The following is a 20,740-nucleotide window of genomic DNA, read 5'->3' as shown; positions in this document are numbered from 1 at the left end:
GTGACTACGATGGGCCAGCCGGTGGCCAGAAGGGCCGCGCGGCCATCCGACCCTCGGGAAGGCCATGCTGAACAAGTACGCGCGTGCATTTTTCACGCGTGTCCTCACACCGTTCGCCGCGTTTCTCATCCGTCGCGGGGTCAGCCCCGACGCGGTCACGCTCCTCGGCACGGCCGGGGTCGTGGCGGGCGCACTGGTCTTCTTCCCCCGCGGGGAGTTCTTCTGGGGCACGATCGTCATCACGCTGTTCGTGTTCTCGGACCTCGTGGACGGCAACATGGCGCGCCAGCTCGGCCGCACCAGCCGCTGGGGCGCGTTCCTCGACTCCACGCTCGACCGCGTCGCCGACGGCGCGATCTTCGGTGGCCTCGCCCTCTGGTACGCGGGATCCGGCGACAACAACACGCTGTGCGCCGTCTCCATCTTCTGCCTCGCCAGCGGCCAGGTCGTGTCGTACACCAAGGCCCGCGGTGAGGCCATCGGCCTGCCCGTCGCGGTGAACGGCCTGGTGGAGCGCGCCGAGCGGCTCGTGATCACCCTTGTCGCCGCAGGCCTCGCGGGGCTGCACACGTTCGGCGTCCCCGGCATCCAGATCGTGCTCCCGATCGCCCTGTGGGCCGTCGCCGCGGGCAGCCTCGTGACGCTGATCCAGCGGATGGTGACCGTCCGCAGGGAATCGGCCGAGGCCGACGCGGAGGCCGCGGCCGAGGCTTCCCAGGAGAGCGGGACCGCATCGTGAGCAACGCGCGCGAACGACTTGTCGACGCCCTGTACGGAGCGGGCTGGAGCACGGTCAAGAAGCTCCCGGAGCCCGTCGCGGTCCGCCTGGGCCGCACCATCGCCGACCTCGCGTGGAGGCGGCGCGGCAAGAGCGTCCTGCGCCTGGAGTCCAACCTCGCGCGCGTGGTGCCCGACGCCTCACCGGAGCGCCTCAAGCAGCTCTCCCAGGCGGGCATGCGCTCGTACCTGCGGTACTGGATGGAGTCGTTCCGGCTGCCGTCCTGGAGCGCGGACCGCGTACGGAACGGGTTCGACGTCGACGACGTCCACCACCTCACCGACGGCCTCGCCTCCGACAAGGGCGTCATCATCGCCCTGCCCCACCTGGGCAACTGGGACCTCGCGGGCGCCTGGGTCACCGCGAAGCTGGAGACCCCGTTCACCACGGTCGCCGAGCGGCTCAAGCCCGAGACCCTCTACGACCGCTTCGTGGCGTACCGCGAGAGCCTCGGCATGGAGGTCCTGCCGCACGAAGGCGGATCCGCCTTCGGCACGCTCGCCCGGCGGCTGCGCGCCGGCGGCCTGGTCTGCCTCGTCGCCGACCGCGATCTGTCCGAGTCCGGCGTCGAGGTGAAGTTCTTCGGCGACACCGCGCGCATGCCCGCGGGCCCCGCGATACTCGCCCAGCAGACCGGCGCCCTGCTCCTCCCGGTCACCCTCTGGTACGACAGGTCGCCCGTCATGCGCGGACGTATCCACGCGCCCATCGAGGTGCCCGAGACAGGTACCCGCGCCGAAAAGACGTCTGTCATGACACAGGCGCTGGCCGATGCCTTCGCCACCGGCATCGCCGAGCACCCGGAGGACTGGCACATGCTGCAGCGCCTGTGGCTCGCTGACCTCGAGGAGCGCCGACCGTGAAGATCGGCATCGTCTGCCCGTACTCCTGGGACGTGCCGGGCGGCGTCCAGTTCCACATCCGCGACCTCGCGGAGCACCTCATCGCCCTGGGGCACCGGGTGTCCGTACTCGCCCCGGCCGACGACGAGACCCCGCTGCCGCCGTACGTCGTCTCGGCGGGCCGCGCGGTCCCCGTGCCGTACAACGGCTCGGTCGCCCGGCTCAACTTCGGCTTCCTGAGCGCCGCGCGGGTGCGGCGCTGGCTGCACGACGGCACGTTCGACGTGATCCACATCCATGAGCCGGCCTCGCCCTCGCTGGGGCTGCTCTCCTGCTGGGCGGCTCAGGGCCCGATCGTCGCCACGTTCCACACGTCGAACCCGCGGTCCCGCGCCATGATCGCCGCGTATCCGATCCTCCAGCCCGCCCTGGAGAAGATCAGCGCGCGCATCGCGGTGAGCGAGTACGCGCGGCGCACGCTCGTGGAGCACCTCGGCGGGGACGCCGTCGTCATCCCGAACGGCGTCGACGTCGACTTCTTCGCCCGCGCCGAGCCCAAGGCCGAGTGGCAATCAGGAGGGGCGCGTAGCTCCGTTGAGGGTGGTGGTGGGAGACGGGAGGGCGGCACCATCGGCTTCATCGGGCGCATCGACGAGCCCCGCAAGGGTCTTCCCGTACTGATGAAGGCCCTGCCGAGGATCCTGGCCGAGCGGCCCGGCACCCGGCTGCTCGTGGCCGGACGCGGCGACGAGGAGGAGGCCGTCGAGAGCCTGCCCGCCGAGATGCGCGAACGTGTCGAGTTCCTCGGCATGGTCAGCGACGAGGACAAGGCCAGACTGCTGCGCAGCGTCGACCTGTACGTGGCCCCCAACACCGGCGGCGAGAGCTTCGGCATCATCCTCGTCGAGGCCATGTCGGCGGGCGCGCCGGTCCTGGCCTCGGACCTCGACGCGTTCGCGCAGGTCCTCGACCAGGGCGGCGCGGGCGAGCTGTTCGCCAACGAGGACGCGGACGCCCTCGCGGACTCGGCCGTCCGGCTCCTGGGCGACGCCACCCGGCGCGAGGAGCTGCGGGAGCGCGGCAGCAAGCACGTGCGGCGCTTCGACTGGTCGACCGTGGGGGCGGACATCCTGTCCGTGTACGAGACGGTGACCACCGGCGCGGCGGCGGTCGCCACCGACGAACGCAGCGGACTGCGGGCCCGGTTCGGGCTCGCCCGCGACTGACGGGACGTACCGGCGCGCCATCGCGCACAAACCGGTACGTCCCTCCCGTCCCGTACGCGCCTGACCGCCGCTGCGGGGCACGGCTGTAGCCTTTGCGCCCGTGACCTCCACTTTGATCTGGATCGCGGTCTTCCTCATCGCGGTCGGCCTCTACCTGAGCTGGACCGCCGGCCGCCTCGACCGGCTGCACGCCCGGATCGACGCGGCCCGTGCCGCCCTCGACGCCCAACTGCTGCGCCGCGCCTCGGTGGCGCAGGAGCTGGCCACCTCCGGAGTGCTCGACCCCGCCGCCTCGATCGTCCTGTACGAGGCCGCGCACGCGGCACGGCAGGCCGAGGAGGACCACCGTGAGGTCGCCGAGAGCGAGCTGAGCCAGGCGCTGCGGGCCGTGTTCGGCGAGGCAGGGCAGATGGAGGCGGTGCGCGCCGCCCCGGGCGGCCCCGACGCGGCCGAGGAGCTCGCTCAGGCCGTCCGCAGGGTGCCCATGGCCCGGCGCTTCCACAACGACGCCGTACGGGCCGCACGCGCCCTGCGCAGGCATCGCAAGGTGCGCTGGTTCCGGCTCGCGGGCCATGCACCGTTCCCGCTGGCCTTCGAGATGGACGATGAGCCGCCCGTCGCGCTCGCGGACAGGCCCACCACATAAGCCGACAGGCATAACAGGGGGCCAGGCGCGTTCGCGAAGAATGAGCCACCGGTCGGATATTGGCCCTTGATGTGGACTGGTCGCGGGGCGTTTCCTCTGTGAAGTAGGAATCCCCCTTTTTTCCACCGAGCGAGGTCACCCGTGTCCAGCACCCCCCAGTTCGTCGAAACCACCGGCACCGCGCGCGTGAAGCGCGGCATGGCCGAGCAGCTCAAGGGCGGCGTGATCATGGACGTCGTCGACGCCGAGCAGGCGAAGATCGCCGAGGACGCCGGCGCGGTGGCCGTCATGGCGCTCGAGCGGGTGCCGGCCGACATCCGCAAGGACGGCGGAGTGGCCCGGATGTCCGACCCGAACATGATCGAGGAGATCATCGAGGCCGTCTCCATCCCGGTCATGGCCAAGTCCCGGATCGGCCACTTCGTGGAGGCCCAGGTCCTGCAGTCGCTCGGCGTCGACTACATCGACGAGTCCGAGGTTCTCACCCCGGCCGACGAGGTCAACCACAGCGACAAGTTCGCGTTCACGACCCCCTTCGTGTGCGGCGCCACCAACCTGGGTGAGGCCCTGCGCCGCATCGCCGAGGGCGCGGCCATGATCCGCTCGAAGGGCGAGGCCGGCACGGGCAACGTCGTCGAGGCCGTCCGCCACCTGCGCCAGATCAAGAACGAGATCGCCAAGCTGCGCGGCTTCGACAACAACGAGCTGTACGCCGCCGCCAAGGAGCTGCGCGCCCCCTACGAGCTCGTCAAGGAGGTCTCCGAGCTCGGCAAGCTGCCGGTGGTGCTGTTCTCCGCCGGTGGTGTCGCCACGCCCGCCGACGCCGCCCTGATGCGCCAGCTCGGCGCCGAGGGTGTCTTCGTCGGCTCCGGCATCTTCAAGTCCGGCGACCCGGCCAAGCGAGCCGCCGCCATCGTGAAGGCCACCACCTTCTACGACGACCCCAAGATCATCGCGGACGCCTCGCGCAACCTGGGCGAGGCCATGGTCGGCATCAACTGCGACACCCTCCCCGAGACCGAGCGCTACGCGAACCGGGGCTGGTAATGACCTCTCCCGTAGTGGGCGTCCTCGCGCTCCAGGGCGACGTACGGGAGCACCTCGTCGCCCTGGCCACGGCGGACGCCGTGGCCAGGCCCGTGCGGCGGCCCGAGGAACTGGCCGAGGTGGACGGCATCGTCCTGCCCGGCGGGGAGTCGACCACCATCTCCAAGCTGGCCGTCCTGTTCGGGCTCATGGAGCCCCTGCGCGCGCGCGTGCGTGAAGGCATGCCGGTGTACGGCACCTGCGCGGGCATGATCCTGCTCGCCGACAAGATCCTCGACCCGCGTTCGGGCCAGGAGACGGTCGGCGGGATCGACATGATCGTGCGCCGCAACGCCTTCGGACGTCAGAACGAGTCCTTCGAGGCGGCGGTCGACGTACGCGGCGTGGAGGGCGACCCCGTGGAGGGCGTCTTCATCCGCGCCCCCTGGGTGGAGTCCGTGGGCGCGCGTGCCGAAGTACTCGCGGAGTACGACGGGCACATAGTCGCTGTACGGCAGGAAAACGCCCTCGCCACGTCCTTCCACCCCGAGCTGACCGGCGACCACAGGATGCACGCACTGTTCGTCGACATGGTGCGGGCGAAGCGGGTGGCCGGGTCCTTGTAGGATCTCGGGGGGTCCCCCGGCCCTTGAGGCCAGGGGGAGTTCGTACTGGGTTGGTTACGCGAAGGAGACAGGCAGATGTCCGGCCACTCTAAATGGGCTACGACGAAGCACAAGAAGGCCGTGATCGACGCCAAGCGCGGCAAGCTCTTCGCGAAGATGATCAAGAACATCGAGGTCGCTGCCCGCACGGGTGGCTCCGACGTGTCCGGCAACCCGACGCTCTTCGACGCCATCCAGAAGGCCAAGAAGAGCTCGGTCCCCAACAAGAACATCGACTCCGCGGTCAAGCGCGGCGCCGGCCTCGAGGCCGGTGGCGCCGACTACGAGACGATCATGTACGAGGGCTACGGTCCCAACGGTGTCGCGGTGCTCATCGAGTGCCTCACCGACAACCGCAACCGTGCCGCGTCCGACGTGCGTGTCGCCATGACCCGCAACGGCGGCAACATGGCCGACCCCGGCTCCGTCTCGTACCTGTTCAACCGCAAGGGTGTCGTGATCGTCCCCAAGGGTGAGCTGTCCGAGGACGACGTCCTCGGTGCCGTGCTCGACGCGGGTGCCGAAGAGGTCAACGACCTCGGTGAGTCCTTCGAGGTGCTCAGCGAGGCCACCGACCTGGTCGCGGTGCGCACCGCGCTCCAGGAGGCCGGCATCGACTACGACTCGGCCGACGCCAACTTCGTCCCGACCATGCAGGTCGAGCTGGACGAGGAGGGCGCCCGCAAGATCTTCAAGCTCATCGACGCGCTCGAGGACAGCGACGACGTGCAGAACGTCTTCGCCAACTTCGACGTGAGCGACGAGGTCATGGAGAAGGTCGACGCCTGACACGCAGGCAGCGCACGGGCCGACGGGACACAACACCCGTCGGCCCGTCGCATTGTCAGCGGTACCCGATAGCCTGCACAAACGGCTATCGAAGGAGGGGTGGGGTGCGCGTACTCGGCGTGGACCCGGGGCTGACCCGGTGCGGTGTCGGCGTGGTCGAGGGGGTCGCGGGGCGGCCTCTGACGATGCGCGGTGTCGGCGTCGTACGGACCGCGGCCGACGCGGAGTTGGGCCACCGCCTCGTCGCCATCGAGCAGGGCATCGAGCAGTGGCTGGACGAGTACGGGCCCGAATTCGTCGCCGTGGAGCGGGTGTTCAGCCAGCACAACGTGCGGACGGTCATGGGGACGGCCCAGGCGAGCGCGGTCGCGATGCTCTGCGCCAGCCGCCGCGGCATCCCCGTAGCCCTCCACACGCCCAGCGAGGTCAAGGCCGCCGTGACGGGCAGCGGACGGGCCGACAAGGCTCAGGTGGGCGCCATGGTGACGCGCCTGCTGAGACTGGACGCTCCCCCCAAGCCCGCCGACGCGGCCGACGCTCTCGCCCTCGCCATCTGCCACATCTGGCGCGCCCCCGCGCAGAACAGACTCCAGCAGGCCGTCGCCCTGCACGCATCGAAATCAGCCACAGCACCGAAAGGCCGTATCGCATGATCGCCTTCGTCAGCGGCCCGGTGGCCGCGCTCGCCCCTGACACCGCGGTGGTCGAGGTCGGCGGCATCGGCATGGCCGTCCAGTGCACTCCGAACACGCTCTCCGGCCTCCGCGTCGGCCAGCAGACCAAGCTCGCCACCTCCCTCGTCGTACGCGAGGACTCGCTCACGCTGTACGGCTTCGCCGACGACGACGAGCGGCAGACCTTCGAGCTGCTCCAGACCGCCAGCGGCGTCGGCCCGCGCCTCGCGCAGGCGATGCTCGCCGTGCACCGCCCCGACGCGCTGCGCGGCGCTGTCGCCTCCGGTGACGAGAAGTCGCTCACCGCCGTGCCCGGCATCGGCAAGAAGGGCGCCCAGAAGCTGCTCATCGAACTCAAGGACCGGCTCGGTGCGCCCCTCGGCACCGGTACGGGCGTGGGCGCCCCCGTGACGTCGGGCTGGCGCGACCAACTGCACGCCGCGCTCATCGGGCTCGGCTACGCCACGCGCGAGGCCGACGAGGCCATCGAGGCCGTCGCCCCGCAGGCCGAGGAGGAGGGCGGCACGCCGCAGGTCGGCAAGCTCCTGAAGGCCGCGCTCCAGACGCTGAACCGCACCCGCTGACCGGGCCGCGCCCGCTCCCCGCCCGAACCACCACCACCGCGAGGCACACCTCATGAACTGGGACGACACGACCGACGCGACGCCCGACACCGAGCGGCTCGTGGGCTCTGTCGCCGACGGCGAGGACCAGGCGGTCGAGGCCGCCCTGCGCCCCAAGGACCTGGGCGAGTTCATCGGCCAGGAGAAGGTCCGTGAACAGCTCGACCTGGTCCTCAGGGCGGCACGCGCGCGCGGTGCCACCGCCGACCACGTCCTGCTCTCCGGCGCGCCCGGCCTCGGCAAGACCACGCTCTCCATGATCATCGCGGCCGAGATGGGCGCCCCCATCCGGATCACCAGCGGCCCGGCCATCCAGCACGCCGGCGACCTGGCCGCGATCCTCTCCTCCCTCCAGGAGGGCGAGGTCCTCTTCCTCGACGAGATCCACCGCATGTCCCGCCCCGCCGAAGAGATGCTCTACATGGCGATGGAGGACTACCGGGTCGACGTCATCGTCGGCAAGGGCCCCGGCGCCACGGCCATCCCGCTGGAGCTGCCCCCGTTCACCCTCGTAGGCGCCACCACGCGCGCGGGTCTCCTGCCCCCGCCGCTGCGCGACCGTTTCGGCTTCACGGCGCACATGGAGTTCTACGAGCCGGCCGAACTGGAGCGCGTCATCCACCGCTCCGCGAACCTCCTCGACGTGGAGATCGACCCCCAGGGCGCCGCCGAGATCGCCGGCCGTTCCCGCGGCACCCCCCGTATCGCCAACCGCCTGCTGCGCCGGGTCCGCGACTACGCGCAGGTCAAGGCCGACGGCCACATCACCCGTGACATCGCCGGGGTGGCCCTCGGCGTCTACGAGGTGGACGGCCGCGGCCTCGACCGGCTCGACCGCGCCGTCCTCGAAGCGCTGATCAAGCTCTTCGGCGGCGGCCCCGTCGGCCTCTCCACCCTCGCGGTCGCCGTGGGGGAGGAGCGCGAGACGGTCGAGGAGGTCGCCGAACCCTTCCTCGTACGAGAGGGTCTGCTCGCCCGTACGCCGCGAGGCCGGGTCGCCACGCCCGCCGCCTGGGCCCACCTCGGCCTCACGCCGCCCCAGCAGACAAGGGGAACAAGCGGACAAGGGGACCTGTTCGGGGCGTGATCGCGCAGGGTAGTCGCGAGGTCAGGAACCTCGGTGCCATGCTGAGCGTTGTTCCTTGAGTGCGGACTCGCTTAGACTCCGCCGATGCCGCCCTTGTGGACGGCGTGCCCACCCCCATCCAACAGGCCGCCTACGTGCGCGGTCGTGCGAAGGAATTTCCGTCCCGTGAATATCGTGACCCTCCTCCCGTTCATCGTGCTCATCGGGGCCATGTTCCTGATGACCCGCTCCGCCAAGAAGAAGCAGCAGGCGGCAGGCCAGATGCGGGACCAGATGCAGCCCGGTTCCGGCGTCCGCACGATCGGGGGCATGTACGCCACCGTCAAGGAGGTCCACGACGAGATGGTCCTTCTGGAGGTGGCCCCCGGCGTCCACGCCGTCTACGCGAAGAACTCGATCGGCGCCGTCCTCGCCGACGACGAGTACAACCGCATCGTCCACGGCACCGAGAGTGACGACAACGATGACCACGACGCCCTCGGCGCCGATGGTGCGATCGTGCCGGACGACGCTTCCTCCCTCACCGAGACCGACGAGCCCGCCGACGCGTCGGACGACTCGCGCATCGACCTCGACAAGAAGGACGAGGCTGCTGCCACTGACGTAGCCTCCGAGGCCGAAGGCGCTGAGCCGAAGAAGACCGACGGCGAGTCCGACGCGAAGTAGTCACGCCCCCAGGACCGCGCGCGCCCGCTTGCGCTCCGCGGTCCCGGACGTGTGATGTCCGCACGGATTCTCGACACCATTTCATGGCCGTCCGGGCACGTACCCCGCTGCGGGACGGATGGAGAGGGAGAACGAGAAGGTGGCAGCACCCAAGAAGGGCCGAAGTCACGGCGCCCAGAGCAGGCCGGGCCGCACACTGGCCTTCATCCTGATCGCGATGGTGGCGCTGACCGGCGGGATGTTCCTGTCCGGTCACACCACGCCGCGCCTGGGCATCGACCTCGCCGGTGGTACGAGCATCACGCTCAAGGCGAAGAGCGAGCCGGGTCAGAAGAACGCGGTCAACCAGACCAACATGAACACGGCCGTGAGCATCATCGAGCGCCGCGTCAACGGTCTGGGTGTCACGGAGTCCGAGGTCCAGACCCAGGGCTCGGACAACATCATCGTCAACATCCCCAAGGGGACGAACGAGGCGCAGGCGCGCGAGCAGGTCGGCACGACCGCCCAGCTCTACTTCCGCCCCGTGCTCACCGTGGCCGCCGGTGCGCCCACTCCCGAGCCCTCCGCCAGCCCTTCCGGCTCGGACAAGGGCAAGGCCACCGACAAGGCGACCGACAAGGCCACGGACGGCGGCAAGGACAAGGCGTCCAGCACGCCGACCCCCACGCCGACGGCCTCCGCGACCTCGCAGGGCCGCGCCGTCACCGACGGTCTGAAGGCCGACTCCTCCCCGTCGCCGAGCGCCAGCGCCTCCGCGAGCGGCAAGCCCACCCCCTTGGCCAGCCCCACCCCGGACGCGGCCACCGCCGCACTGCAGAAGAAGTTCACGGACCTCGACTGCACCGACAAGGCCGCCCGCAGCCAGGTCACCTCGGGCGTCAAGCCCGAGGACACTGCCGTGGCGTGCGGCAAGAACTCGTCCGGCCAGTGGGAGAAGTACATCCTCGGCCCCGCCGAGGTGAACGGCAAGGACGTCGACAAGGCGCAGGCCACGATCAACCAGCAGACCGGCGCCTGGGTCGTCAACATGGACTTCACGGGCGGCGGCTCGAAGAAGTTCGCGAAGATCACCAGCAAGCTCTCGCAGCAGCAGCCGCCGATGAACCAGTTCGCCATCGTGCTCGACGGCGACGTGGTCTCGGCCCCCAGCGTCAGCTCGACCCTGAGCGGCAGCGCGGAGATCTCCGGCAGCTTCGACCAGCAGTCCGCCCAGGACCTCGCCAACGTGCTGTCCTACGGTGCCCTCCCGCTCTCCTTCCAGGAGCAGAGCGTCACGACGGTCACCGCGGCCCTCGGCGGCGAGCAGCTGCACGCCGGTCTGATCGCCGGCGCCATCGGCCTCCTGCTGGTCATCATCTACCTGGTGGTCTACTACCGCGGCCTGTCGCTGATCGCGCTCGCCTCGCTCCTCGTGTCCGCGGTCCTCACCTACGTGATCATGACGCTCCTCGGCCCGGCCATCGGCTTCGCGCTGAACCTGCCGGCGGTCTGCGGTGCGATCGTGGCGATCGGAATCACGGCGGACTCGTTCATCGTGTTCTTCGAACGCATCAGGGACGAGATCCGTGAGGGCCGCTCGCTTCGGCCCTCCGTCGAGCGCGCCTGGCCGCGGGCCCGGCGCACGATCCTGGTCTCCGACTTCGTGTCGTTCCTCGCGGCCGCGGTGCTGTTCGTCGTCACCGTCGGCAAGGTCCAGGGCTTCGCGTTCACGCTCGGCCTGACCACCGTGCTCGACGTGGTCGTCGTGTTCCTGTTCACCAAGCCGCTGATGACGATCCTGGCCCGCAAGAAGTTCTTCGCGAACGGACACCCGTGGTCCGGGCTCGACCCGAAGCGCCTCGGCGCCAAGCCGCCACTGCGCCGCACACGCCGTGCCCCCGGCTCTCCCGTAGGCCCTGTCAACACGAAGGAGGCGTGAGATGTCGAAGCTCGGCCATCTCGGCGCCCGGCTCATCCGCGGTGAAGTCGGCTACGACTTCATCGGCAAGCGCAAGATCTGGTACGGCATCTCGATCCTGATCACCATCACGGCCATCGTCGGCCTGGCGGTGCGTGGTCTGAACATGGGCATCGAGTTCGAGGGTGGCGCGGTCTTCACCACCCCGAAGACCAGCGTCTCCGCGGGCGTGGCGGAGCGCTCCGCCGAAGCGGCCTCCGGGCACGACGCGATCGTCCAGGAACTCGGCACCGGCGGTCTGCGCATCCAGGTCTCCGGCGTGGACACCGCGAAGTCCGACCAGATCAAGACCGAACTCGCCAAGGACCTGAACGTCCCCGAGGCGAAGATCAACGCCGACCTCGTCGGACCCAGCTGGGGCGAGACGATCGCCAACAAGGCATGGACCGGCCTGATCGTGTTCATGATCCTCGTGGTGATCTATCTGGCCATCGCCTTCGAATGGCGCATGGCCATCGCGGCCCTGGTCGCACTGATCCACGACATCACGATCACGGTCGGGATCTACGCCCTGGTCGGCTTCGAGGTCACCACCGGCACGGTGATCGGTCTGCTGACCATCCTCGGATATTCGCTCTACGACACGGTGGTGGTCTTCGACTCCTTGAAGGAGGGCACGAAGGACATCACCAAGCAGACCCGCTTCACATACAGCGAAATCGCCAACCGCTCCATCAACGGCACGCTGGTGCGTTCGATCAACACCACGGTCGTCGCGCTGCTGCCGGTGGCGGGCCTGCTGTTCATCGGCGGCGGCTTCCTCGGCGCGGGCATGCTCAACGACATCTCGCTGTCGCTGTTCGTCGGCCTCGCGGCCGGTGCGTACTCGTCGATCTTCATCGCCACTCCGCTCGTCGCCGACCTCAAGGAACGCGACCCGCAGATCAAGGCCCTGAAGAAGCGTGTGCTCGCCAAGCGCGCGTCGGCTGCCGCCAAGGGCGAGTCGGCCGAGGCCCCGGCGCCGCAGGACGACGACTACGACGACTACGACGACCAGTCGGACGGCGAGGCGGCGACCGCGGTCGTCGGCCCCCGCCACCAGCCCGCGTCGCGCAACCGCGGCCGCGGGCGGCCCTCGGGGAAGCGCCGATGACGGAGCTCGCGGAACTCTCGACGCTGCTGCTCAGCCGCATCCGCGATGTGCCGGACTACCCGGAGCCGGGCGTGATGTTCAAGGACATCACCCCGCTCCTGGCGGACCCGTCGGCCTTCACGGCGCTCACCGGCGCCCTCGCGGAGCTGTGCGTCGCGAACGGCGCCACCAAGGTCGTCGGTCTGGAGGCGCGCGGGTTCATCCTGGGCGCCCCCGTGGCCGTACGCGCCGGGCTCGGCTTCATCCCCGTACGCAAGGCCGGCAAGCTTCCCGGGGCGACGCTCAGCCAGTCGTACGACCTGGAGTACGGGTCGGCCGAGATCGAGGTGCACGCCGAGGACCTGGTCGCGGGTGACCGCGTCATGGTGATCGACGACGTCCTTGCCACCGGTGGTACGGCCGAGGCGTCGGTGCGGCTCATCCGGCGCGCGGGCGCCGAGGTCGCCGGCATTGCCGTCCTGATGGAGCTGGGTTTCCTGAGCGGCCGCGAGCGGCTGCTCCCGGCCCTCGACGGTGCCCCGCTGGACTCACTGCTCATGGTCTGAACACCTGGTCACAGGCGTAAAGGCGGGCCCGGAGGAATCCGGTGCCCGCCTTTTGCGTTCCCCCATGTGAAAGCCGTCCCCCCGGCCGAAGGCGAGGGAGCGGCCCAGTGTCGATACCATGGGCTCTCCGGGACCTGAACGGGGGACCCGTCGCGCACGAGGAGCGCCGTTGCCAGACGAGGCCAAGCCACTCTCCCCCAGCGCCGAGCGCGTGGGGGTACCCACAGCCGCCAAGCCCGACCAGAAGGCCGACCAGGCCGCGGCTGCCCCAGCCGCGCCCGCGAAGCCCGGGCAGAGCGCAACCGGCACGCCGGGCGGCAAGGCGGCCGAGCAGCAGCCGCGCCCCAAGCCTCCCGCCGACAAGCGCCCGGCCCCCGGCCCCAAGGCCGCCGCCCCGGCCCCTGCCGCGCCGCCCACACCGCCCGTGGTGCGCCCCGCAGCGGGCCAGCCCGCCCGCTCCGGCTCCTCGAACCGCGTCCGCGCCCGCCTCGCCCGTCTCGGCGTGCAGCGCTCGAACCCGTACAACCCCGTTCTCGAGCCGCTGCTGCGGATAGTGCGCAGCAACGACCCGAAGATCGAGACGTCCACGCTGCGTCAGGTCGAGCGCGCCTACCAGGTCGCCGAGCGCTGGCACCGCGGGCAGAAGCGCAAGAGCGGCGACCCGTACATCACGCACCCGCTCGCGGTGACGACGATCCTTGCCGAGCTCGGCATGGATCCCGCGACACTCATGGCCGGCCTGCTCCACGACACTGTCGAGGACACCGAGTACGGCCTGGACACCCTGCGCCGCGACTTCGGCGACCAGGTCGCCCTGCTCGTCGACGGCGTCACCAAGCTGGACAAGGTCAAGTTCGGCGAGGCCGCGCAGGCCGAGACCGTGCGCAAGATGGTCGTCGCGATGGCCAAGGACCCACGCGTCCTGGTCATCAAGCTCGCCGACCGCCTGCACAACATGCGCACGATGCGGTACCTCAAGCGCGAGAAGCAGGAGAAGAAGGCCCGAGAGACGCTGGAGATCTACGCTCCGCTGGCGCACCGCCTGGGCATGAACACCATCAAATGGGAGCTGGAGGACCTCGCCTTCGCGATCCTCTACCCCAAGATGTACGACGAGATCGTGCGTCTGGTGGCCGAGCGCGCGCCCAAGCGCGACGAGTACCTCGCCATAGTGACCGACGAGGTGCAGAGCGACCTGCGCGCCGCCCGCATCAAGGCGACCGTCACCGGCCGCCCGAAGCACTACTACAGCGTCTACCAGAAGATGATCGTCCGCGGCCGTGACTTCGCGGAGATCTACGACCTGGTGGGCATTCGTGTCCTTGTCGACACGGTGAGGGACTGTTACGCCGCCCTCGGCACGGTGCACGCGCGATGGAATCCGGTCCCCGGCCGGTTCAAGGACTACATCGCGATGCCCAAGTTCAACATGTACCAGTCGCTGCACACGACCGTGATCGGCCCCAACGGCAAGCCTGTCGAGCTGCAGATCCGCACGTTCGACATGCACCGCCGCGCCGAGTACGGCATCGCGGCGCACTGGAAGTACAAGCAGGAGGCCGTCGCCGGTGCCTCCAAGGTGCGCTCCGACGCCCCGAAGAGCACGGGCAAGGACGACCACCTCAACGACATGGCGTGGCTGCGCCAGTTGCTCGACTGGCAGAAGGAGACGGAGGACCCGGGAGAGTTCCTGGAGTCCCTGCGCTTCGACCTCTCGCGCAACGAGGTCTTCGTCTTCACGCCGAAGGGCGACGTCATAGCGCTCCCGGCCGGCGCGACCCCGGTGGACTTCTCGTACGCGGTCCACACCGAGGTCGGTCACCGGACCATAGGAGCACGGGTCAACGGGCGGCTCGTACCGCTGGAATCGACCCTGGACAACGGCGACTTGGTGGAGGTCTTCACCTCCAAGGCCGAAGGTGCGGGCCCGTCCCGCGACTGGCTCGGCTTCGTCAAGTCGCCCCGGGCGCGCAACAAGATCCGTGCCTGGTTCTCCAAGGAGCGCCGCGACGAGGCGATCGAGCAGGGCAAGGACGCCATCGTCCGCGCCATGCGCAAGCAGAACCTGCCGATCCAGCGGATCCTCACCGGCGACTCGCTGGTCACGCTCGCGCACGAGATGCGCTACCCCGACATCTCGTCCCTGTACGCGGCGATCGGCGAAGGCCACGTCACCGCGCAGAGCGTCGTCCAGAAGCTCGTGCAGGCCCTCGGCGGCGAGGATGCCGCCAACGAGGACATCGCCGAGAGCGCACCCCCGTCACGTGGCCGCTCCAAGCGCCGTGCGAACGCCGACCCCGGCGTGGTCGTCAAGGGCGTCGAGGACGTCTGGGTCAAGCTGGCCCGCTGTTGTACACCCGTCCCCGGCGACCCCATCATCGGCTTCGTCACGCGCGGCAGCGGCGTATCGGTGCACCGCAGCGACTGTGTGAACGTCGAGTCGCTGTCCCGTGAGCCCGAGCGGATCCTCGAGGTCGAGTGGGCGCCCACGCAGTCCTCGGTCTTCCTCGTCGCCATACAGGTCGAGGCCCTCGACCGCTCGCGGCTGCTCTCGGACGTCACCAGGGTCCTGTCCGACCAGCACGTCAACATCCTCTCCGCGGCCGTGCAGACGTCCCGCGACCGGGTGGCCACCTCCCGCTTCACCTTCGAGATGGGCGACCCCAAGCACCTGGGTCACGTCCTGAAGGCGGTCAGGGGAGTGGAGGGCGTCTACGACGTCTACCGCGTGACGTCGGCGCGCAGACCTTAGCCGACAGACAGGGGAAGGGCCCCGGCGCTCAGCGCCGGGGCCCTTCCCCTCATGCGATGACTGCTCAGCCGCCGAACTCGTGCAGGCCCTTGAGCGCCTGGTCGAGCAGCGCCTGACGGCCGTCGAGCTCACGCTCCAGCTTGTCGGCCTTCGCGTTGTTGCCCTGCGCGCGGGCCGTGTCGATCTGGCCCCGCAGCTTGTCGACCGCGGCCTGCAGCTGGCCGGTGAGCCCCTCGGCACGCGCGCGTGCCTCCGGGTTCGTCCGGCGCCACTCGGTCTCCTCGGACTCCTGAAGTGCCCGCTCCACGGCGTGCATCCGGCCCTCGACCTTCGGACGCGCGTCGCGCGGCACGTGGCCGATGGCCTCCCAGCGCTCGTTGATCGAGCGGAAGGCGGCGCGGGCCGTCTTCAGGTCCCCGATCGGCAGGAGCTTCTCGGCCTCGTCGGCGAGCTCCTCCTTGAGCTTGAGGTTCTCGCCCTGCTCGGCGTCCCGCTCGGCGAAGACCGAGCTGCGCGCCGCGAAGAACACGTCCTGGGCGCCGCGGAAGCGGTTCCACAGGTCGTCCTCGTGCTCGCGCTGCGCGCGGCCCGCGGCCTTCCAGTCCGTCATCAGCTCGCGGTACCGGGCGGCCGTGGTCCCCCAGTCGGTCGAGCCCGACAGCGACTCGGCCTCGGCGACCAGCTTCTCCTTGGCCTGGCGGGCGTCCTCGCGCTGCGCGTCCAGCGAGGCGAAGTGCGCCTTGCGGCGCTTCGAGAACGCCGAGCGCGCGTGCGAGAAGCGGTGCCACAGCTCGTCGTCCGACTTGCGGTCCAGACGCGGCAGACCCTTCCAGGTGTCCACCAGCGCCCGCAGCCGCTCGCCGGCCGCGCGCCACTGCTCGCTCTGGGCCAACTCCTCGGCCTCGGTGACCAGGGCCTCCTTGGCGTGCCGCGCCTCGTCGGACTGCTTCGCCTTCTGGACCTTGCGCTCCTCGCGGCGCGCGTCGACGGTCTCGACGAGCTTGTCCAGGCGCTTGCCCAGAGCCTCCAGATCGCCGACGGCGTGCGCATCCGTCACCTGCTCGCGCAGGTGCTCGATGGCGGTCGTGGCGTCCTTCGCCGACAGGTCGGTCGTCTGCACCCGGCGCTCGAGGAGCCCGATCTCGACGACCAGGCCGTCGTACTTGCGCTTGAAGTAGGCGAGGGCCTCGTCAGGAGAACCTGCCTGCCACGAACCGACTTCACGCTCGCTGCCGTCGGCCGAACGCACGTACACGGTCCCCGTCTCATCGACGCGGCCCCACGGGTCGCTGCTCACAGCGCCTCCTCCACATGATGCCTGCGGGGCGCCTTGGGGCCCCGGGCATCGTCCACAGTTTCGTCACGGCCAACATAGGCGACCGGCGGGGCGGCTGTCCGCATCCCGCGCGACCGAAATTTTCGCTCCTGGGGGGTCAGGATTTGGTGACTGTCGCCTTGTTGATCACGACGGTTGCGTTCGGGGCGGTGTTCTGTGTCGTGGGGTCCGCGGGCTGGGCGCCGGCGGCGGCGATCTTCTTGAGCACCTTCATGCCGGAATCGGAAATGGTCCCGAACGGTGTGTAGCTCGGCGGCAACTGACTGTCCTGGTAGACGAGGAAGAACTGGCTGCCGCCGGTGTGCTTCTGGCCGGTGTTCGCCATCGCCACGGTGCCCGCCGGATAGACGTTCCCCTTCAGGCTTTTGTCCTTCAGGTTCTCGTCCGGGATGGTGTAGCCCGGGCCGCCCGAGCCGGTCCCCTTGGGGTCGCCGCACTGCAGGACGTAGATGCCCTCGTTGGTGAGGCGGTGGCACTTGGTGTGGTCGAAGAAACCCTTGCCGGCGAGGAAGTCGAAGGAGTTGACCGTGTGCGGGGCCTCCTTCGCCTTGAGGTCGAGGCCGATGTCGCCGCACGTCGTCGCGAGGTTCATCGTGTAGCCGGCCGACTTGTCGATGGTGAGCGCCGGCTCCTTCTTCCAGCTGAGCGGCTTCACCTTGCCCGCGGCGGGCTTCCCGCACGGGTCGGCGGCCTTGGAGGGGCTCGCGCTCGGCTCGGAGGCCGCCGTGTCCTTCGTGGTCTTCTTGTCCGTGCCGTCGAAGGCCCCGGCGGCGAACGCGCCGGCGCCCGCCACCACGACCACGGCCAACGCCGACGCGATCACCGTGTTGCGTGTGCGCGCCCTGCGCCGCGCCGACTCCCGCCGCTGCTGTTGCCGCAAGAACTTCTCCCGGGCGAGCTGCCGCCGCCGCTGATCGCTGCTGACCACCGGGTCTACTCCTCGTACGTCGCGAGACCTGATTCCGAACCGATCCGAAGTGATCGAACGGGACGAACCGGGTCTGAACTGGACCTGTTACGACCGCCTGCTGTGTGCCCCGTACCGTATATGGGTTAGCTGTGGAATCGGCAGCGCCGGTAGGCTCTGATCTGCCGCATTCTTCTGCGGACACACTTCCGCCGGACGACATACGAAGGACGATCGTGCTGATTGCCGGGTTCCCCGCCGGGGCCTGGGGCACCAACTGTTACCTGGTTGCCCCCGCCGCGGGTGAGGAGTGCGTGATCATCGACCCCGGCCACCAGGCCACCCAGGGAGTCGAGGACGCGCTCAAGAAGCATCGGCTCAAGCCGGTCGCCGTCATCCTCACGCATGGCCACATCGACCACGTCGCCTCCGTCGTCCCCGTGTGCGGGGCCCATGACGTCCCGGCGTGGATCCACCCCTCCGACCGCTACATGATGAGCGATCCGGAGAAGGCGCTCGGCCGCTCCATCGGCATGCCGCTGATGGGTGAGCTGACCGTGGGGGAGCCCGACGACGTGCGGGAGCTGAGCGACGGCGCCGAACTGAAGCTGGCGGGTCTCGACCTGACCGTGGCGCACGCGCCGGGTCATACCAAGGGGTCGGTGACCTTCACGATGCCCGAGAGCGCGGACATCCCGTCCGTGTTCTTCTCCGGGGATCTGCTCTTCGCCGGCTCCATCGGACGCACCGATCTGCCCGGTGGCTCCATGGACGACATGCTCGAATCGCTGGCACGCGTGTGCCTGCCGCTCGACGACCGGACCGTGGTGCTCTCCGGGCACGGCTCCCAGACGACCATCGGCCAGGAGCGCGCCACCAACCCGTATCTGCGGCAGGTGGCCGCCGGCCAGGGAACCTCCTTCGAGGCTCCCCGACGAGGAATGTGACGAGAGACTTCCGTGAGCACCTTTCAGGCCCCCAAGGGCACGTACGACCTGCTTCCCCCCGACTCCGCGACGTACCTCGCGGTGCGCGACGCCATCTCCACCCCGCTGAGGAACTCCGGCTACGGCTACGTCGAGACGCCCGGCTTTGAAAACGTCGAGCTGTTCGCGCGCGGTGTCGGTGAGTCCACCGACATCGTCACCAAGGAGATGTACGCCTTCGAGACCAAGGGCGGCGACAAGCTCGCCCTGCGGCCCGAAGGCACCGCGTCCGTGCTGCGTGCCGCCCTGGAGGCCAACCTCCACAAGGCCGGCAACCTCCCGGTGAAGCTCTGGTACTCGGGCTCGTACTACCGCTACGAGCGCCCCCAGAAGGGCCGTTACAGGCACTTCTCGCAGGTCGGCGCCGAGGCGATCGGCGCTGAGGACCCGGCGCTCGACGCCGAGCTGATCATCCTGGCCGACCAGGCGTACCGCTCGCTCGGGCTGCGCGACTTCCGCATCCTGCTGAACTCGCTCGGCGACAACGAGTGCCGGCCCGTCTACCGCGCCGCGCTCCAGGACTTCCTGCGCGTCCTCGACCTCGACGAGGACACCCTGCGCCGCGCCGAGATCAACCCGCTGCGCGTCCTCGACGACAAGCGCCCCGACGTCCAGAAGCAGCTCGTCGGCGCGCCCTCGCTGCGCGACTACCTGTGCGACGGCTGCAAGGCGTACCACGAGCAGGTCCGTGAACTCCTGACCGCCGAGGGCGTCGCCTACGAGGACGACGAGAAGCTGGTCCGCGGGCTCGACTACTACACGCGCACCACGTTCGAGTTCGTCCACGACGGTCTCGGCTCGCAGTCCGCGGTGGGCGGCGGCGGCCGCTACGACGGCCTGTCCGAGATGATCGGCGGCCCGTCGCTGCCGTCCGTCGGCTGGGCGCTCGGCGTCGACCGCACGGTCCTGGCGCTGGAGGCGGAGGGCGTGGAGCTCGAACTCCCCTCCACCACCAGCGTGTTCGCGGTCCCGCTCGGCGACGAGGCGCGCCGCGTCCTCTTCTCGAAGGTCACGGAGCTGCGCCGGGCCGGCGTATCCGCCGACTTCTCGTACGGCGGCAAGGGCCTCAAGGGCGCGATGAAGAACGCGAACCGCAGCGGCGCCCGCTTCACCATCGTCGCCGGCGAACGCGACCTCGCCGACGGCGTCGTCCAGCTCAAGGACATGGAGTCGGGCGAACAGGAGGCGGTGGCGGTCGAGGAGATCGTGACTGTCCTTAAGGGCAAGCTGGCATAGCCCGGCCTCTGGGACGGACGAAGGAGCGGGTCACTCGGGTGACCCGCTCCTTTCTGTTCGTGCCGTGTGTCTCGTCTCTGTTCGTGCCCTGTGTGTCGTCAGGTCAAGGAGCGCCCCGTCGGTGCGAACGCTTCGGGACCGTCGGCCGTACATGCTTATGTCCATCGAACGGTGGACACACAGGAGCGTGCGGCAGAATAAGGCTGCCAGCAGGCCACCACCCCAAGCGACGGAACGGCGTGATGAGCAAGACGACCACGGCAAGCGACAGCGCCTCTTCCACCGGCGACGACGGAGCGGGCGCTCCCCGCAGTGCCGGAGGCTCCCTGGGTTTCGCGCTGCTTCTGGTGATCACCGGTGCGGCGGGGCTGCTCGCGGCGTGGGTCATCACGATCGACAAGTTCAAGCTGCTCGAGGACCCGAACTTCACGCCGGGCTGCAGTCTGAACCCCGTCGTGTCCTGCGGGAACATCATGAAGAGCGAGCAGGCGTCGGTGTTCGGGTTCCCGAATCCGATGCTGGGGCTCGCGGCCTACGCGGTCGTGATCTGCGTGGGGATGAGCCTGCTGGGGCGGGCGCGGTTCCCGCGCTGGTACTGGCTGACGTTCAACGCGGGCACGCTGTTCGGGGTCGGGTTCTGCACGTGGCTGCAGTTCCAGTCGCTGTACCGGATCAACTCGCTGTGCCTGTGGTGCTCCTTGGCGTGGGTCGCCACGATCGTCATGTTCTGGTACGTGACGTCGTTCAACGTGCGCAACGGGTTCCTGCCCGCGCCGTCCTGGCTGCGGTCGTTCTTCGGCGAGTTCACGTGGGTTCTTCCCGTGCTGCACGTCGGGATCATCGGGATGCTGATCCTGACCCGCTGGTGGGACTTCTGGACCAGCTGATATGCGGCCGGGGCCC

General features: G+C 69.6%; 20 protein-coding genes. 18 read left to right on the top strand and 2 right to left on the bottom strand.

All coding sequences use genetic code 11. The annotated features are described in order from the left end of the window. Positions 1-64: 64 nt before the first annotated feature. The 15 genes from pgsA to ACY0PA_RS09635 all read left to right on the top strand — a co-directional run bounded on the left by pgsA (position 65) and on the right by ACY0PA_RS09635 (position 15,372). Positions 65-739, top strand: coding sequence for a phosphatidylinositol phosphate synthase (gene pgsA / locus ACY0PA_RS09705; protein WP_473084259.1), 675 nt, complete (start codon positions 65-67; stop codon positions 737-739). Then, on the top strand, positions 736-1,641 hold the full coding sequence (locus ACY0PA_RS09700) for a phosphatidylinositol mannoside acyltransferase (RefSeq protein WP_473084258.1): 906 nt from the start codon (positions 736-738) through the stop codon (positions 1,639-1,641). The genes pgsA and ACY0PA_RS09700 overlap by 4 nt, the downstream gene beginning before the upstream one ends. Beyond that, the gene (locus ACY0PA_RS09695) at positions 1,638-2,846 is read left to right on the top strand and encodes a glycosyltransferase family 4 protein (protein ID WP_473084257.1); all 1,209 of its coding nucleotides are present in this window, start codon (positions 1,638-1,640) and stop codon (positions 2,844-2,846) included. The genes ACY0PA_RS09700 and ACY0PA_RS09695 overlap by 4 nt, the downstream gene beginning before the upstream one ends. A gap of 100 nt (positions 2,847-2,946) precedes the next feature. Beyond that, positions 2,947-3,492 (top strand): LemA family protein, encoded by a 546-nt coding sequence (locus ACY0PA_RS09690; RefSeq protein ID WP_356272295.1) that lies wholly within the window; start codon positions 2,947-2,949, stop codon positions 3,490-3,492. 198 nt (positions 3,493-3,690) lie between these two features. Beyond that, entirely contained in the window at positions 3,691-4,539 is an 849-nt protein-coding gene (pdxS, locus tag ACY0PA_RS09685) for a pyridoxal 5'-phosphate synthase lyase subunit PdxS (protein WP_356272560.1), read from the top strand. Further along, positions 4,539-5,144, top strand: a complete 606-nt coding sequence (gene pdxT / locus ACY0PA_RS09680; protein ID WP_329575314.1) for a pyridoxal 5'-phosphate synthase glutaminase subunit PdxT — start codon at positions 4,539-4,541, stop codon at positions 5,142-5,144. The genes pdxS and pdxT overlap by 1 nt, the downstream gene beginning before the upstream one ends. Before the next feature lie 75 nt (positions 5,145-5,219). Continuing rightward, positions 5,220-5,972 (top strand): YebC/PmpR family DNA-binding transcriptional regulator, encoded by a 753-nt coding sequence (locus tag ACY0PA_RS09675; RefSeq protein WP_266566512.1) that lies wholly within the window; start codon positions 5,220-5,222, stop codon positions 5,970-5,972. 104 nt (positions 5,973-6,076) lie between these two features. Further along, positions 6,077-6,625, top strand: coding sequence for a crossover junction endodeoxyribonuclease RuvC (ruvC, locus tag ACY0PA_RS09670; protein ID WP_473084256.1), 549 nt, complete (start codon positions 6,077-6,079; stop codon positions 6,623-6,625). Continuing rightward, positions 6,622-7,230: a Holliday junction branch migration protein RuvA gene (gene ruvA / locus ACY0PA_RS09665; protein ID WP_473084255.1), complete on the top strand. Its 609-nt coding sequence runs from the start codon at positions 6,622-6,624 to the stop codon at positions 7,228-7,230. Before ruvC ends, ruvA begins: the two co-directional genes overlap by 4 nt. Positions 7,231-7,282: 52 nt before the next feature. Continuing rightward, positions 7,283-8,356 carry a Holliday junction branch migration DNA helicase RuvB gene (gene ruvB, locus ACY0PA_RS09660; RefSeq protein ID WP_326776703.1) on the top strand — a complete coding sequence of 358 codons (1,074 nt, stop codon included), beginning with the start codon at positions 7,283-7,285 and terminating at the stop codon, positions 8,354-8,356. 165 nt (positions 8,357-8,521) lie between these two features. Then, the gene (gene yajC / locus ACY0PA_RS09655; protein WP_473084254.1) at positions 8,522-9,022 is read left to right on the top strand and encodes a preprotein translocase subunit YajC; all 501 of its coding nucleotides are present in this window, start codon (positions 8,522-8,524) and stop codon (positions 9,020-9,022) included. Between the two features lie 139 nt (positions 9,023-9,161). Beyond that, a complete protein-coding gene (gene secD, locus ACY0PA_RS09650) occupies positions 9,162-10,943 on the top strand; it encodes a protein translocase subunit SecD (protein ID WP_473084253.1) in 1,782 nt (593 codons plus the stop codon). A gap of 1 nt (position 10,944) precedes the next feature. Continuing rightward, positions 10,945-12,075: a protein translocase subunit SecF gene (secF, locus tag ACY0PA_RS09645; RefSeq protein WP_473084252.1), complete on the top strand. Its 1,131-nt coding sequence runs from the start codon at positions 10,945-10,947 to the stop codon at positions 12,073-12,075. Continuing rightward, on the top strand, positions 12,072-12,620 hold the full coding sequence (locus tag ACY0PA_RS09640) for an adenine phosphoribosyltransferase (protein ID WP_356272280.1): 549 nt from the start codon (positions 12,072-12,074) through the stop codon (positions 12,618-12,620). The genes secF and ACY0PA_RS09640 overlap by 4 nt, the downstream gene beginning before the upstream one ends. 169 nt (positions 12,621-12,789) lie before the next feature. After that, positions 12,790-15,372, top strand: a complete 2,583-nt coding sequence (locus ACY0PA_RS09635) for a RelA/SpoT family protein (RefSeq protein WP_473084251.1) — start codon at positions 12,790-12,792, stop codon at positions 15,370-15,372. Positions 15,373-15,436: 64 nt separating this feature from the next. On the opposite strand, the gene ACY0PA_RS09630 is transcribed toward ACY0PA_RS09635, so the two are convergent. Continuing rightward, the gene (locus ACY0PA_RS09630) at positions 15,437-16,669 is read right to left on the bottom strand and encodes a DUF349 domain-containing protein (protein WP_326776708.1); all 1,233 of its coding nucleotides are present in this window, start codon (positions 16,667-16,669) and stop codon (positions 15,437-15,439) included. Positions 16,670-16,805: 136 nt separating this feature from the next. Continuing rightward, positions 16,806-17,636: a peptidylprolyl isomerase gene (locus ACY0PA_RS09625; RefSeq protein ID WP_473084250.1), complete on the bottom strand. Its 831-nt coding sequence runs from the start codon at positions 17,634-17,636 to the stop codon at positions 16,806-16,808. A gap of 215 nt (positions 17,637-17,851) precedes the next feature. Here ACY0PA_RS09625 and ACY0PA_RS09620 point away from each other — a divergent pair, with 215 nt between their 5' ends. The 3 genes from ACY0PA_RS09620 to ACY0PA_RS09610 all read left to right on the top strand — a co-directional run bounded on the left by ACY0PA_RS09620 (position 17,852) and on the right by ACY0PA_RS09610 (position 20,724). Next, on the top strand, positions 17,852-18,562 hold the full coding sequence (locus ACY0PA_RS09620; RefSeq protein WP_399970859.1) for an MBL fold metallo-hydrolase: 711 nt from the start codon (positions 17,852-17,854) through the stop codon (positions 18,560-18,562). A gap of 12 nt (positions 18,563-18,574) precedes the next feature. Next, positions 18,575-19,837: a histidine--tRNA ligase gene (gene hisS, locus ACY0PA_RS09615; RefSeq protein WP_473084249.1), complete on the top strand. Its 1,263-nt coding sequence runs from the start codon at positions 18,575-18,577 to the stop codon at positions 19,835-19,837. Between the two features lie 242 nt (positions 19,838-20,079). Continuing rightward, positions 20,080-20,724 carry a vitamin K epoxide reductase family protein gene (locus tag ACY0PA_RS09610; RefSeq protein ID WP_473084248.1) on the top strand — a complete coding sequence of 215 codons (645 nt, stop codon included), beginning with the start codon at positions 20,080-20,082 and terminating at the stop codon, positions 20,722-20,724. Positions 20,725-20,740: the final 16 nt, after the last annotated feature.

The sequence above is a fragment of the Streptomyces sp. DS1-CR2 genome (genome assembly GCF_055760475.1).
This window is presented reverse-complemented; position numbering and strand designations above follow the sequence as displayed.

Bases quoted from the DNA above. Each gene is read 5' to 3' on its own strand.
- pgsA (WP_473084259.1), top strand. From the start codon at position 65: ATGCTGAACAAGTACGCGCGTGCATTTTTCACGCGTGTCCTCACACCG.
- pdxS (WP_356272560.1), top strand. From the start codon at position 3,691: ATGGCCGAGCAGCTCAAGGGCGGCGTGATCATGGACGTCGTCGACGCC.
- pdxT (WP_329575314.1), top strand. From the start codon at position 4,539: ATGACCTCTCCCGTAGTGGGCGTCCTCGCGCTCCAGGGCGACGTACGG.
- ACY0PA_RS09675 (WP_266566512.1), top strand. From the start codon at position 5,220: ATGTCCGGCCACTCTAAATGGGCTACGACGAAGCACAAGAAGGCCGTG.
- ruvA (WP_473084255.1), top strand. From the start codon at position 6,622: ATGATCGCCTTCGTCAGCGGCCCGGTGGCCGCGCTCGCCCCTGACACC.
- ruvB (WP_326776703.1), top strand. From the start codon at position 7,283: ATGAACTGGGACGACACGACCGACGCGACGCCCGACACCGAGCGGCTC.
- secF (WP_473084252.1), top strand. From the start codon at position 10,945: ATGTCGAAGCTCGGCCATCTCGGCGCCCGGCTCATCCGCGGTGAAGTC.
- ACY0PA_RS09640 (WP_356272280.1), top strand. From the start codon at position 12,072: ATGACGGAGCTCGCGGAACTCTCGACGCTGCTGCTCAGCCGCATCCGC.
- ACY0PA_RS09610 (WP_473084248.1), top strand. From the start codon at position 20,080: ATGAGCAAGACGACCACGGCAAGCGACAGCGCCTCTTCCACCGGCGAC.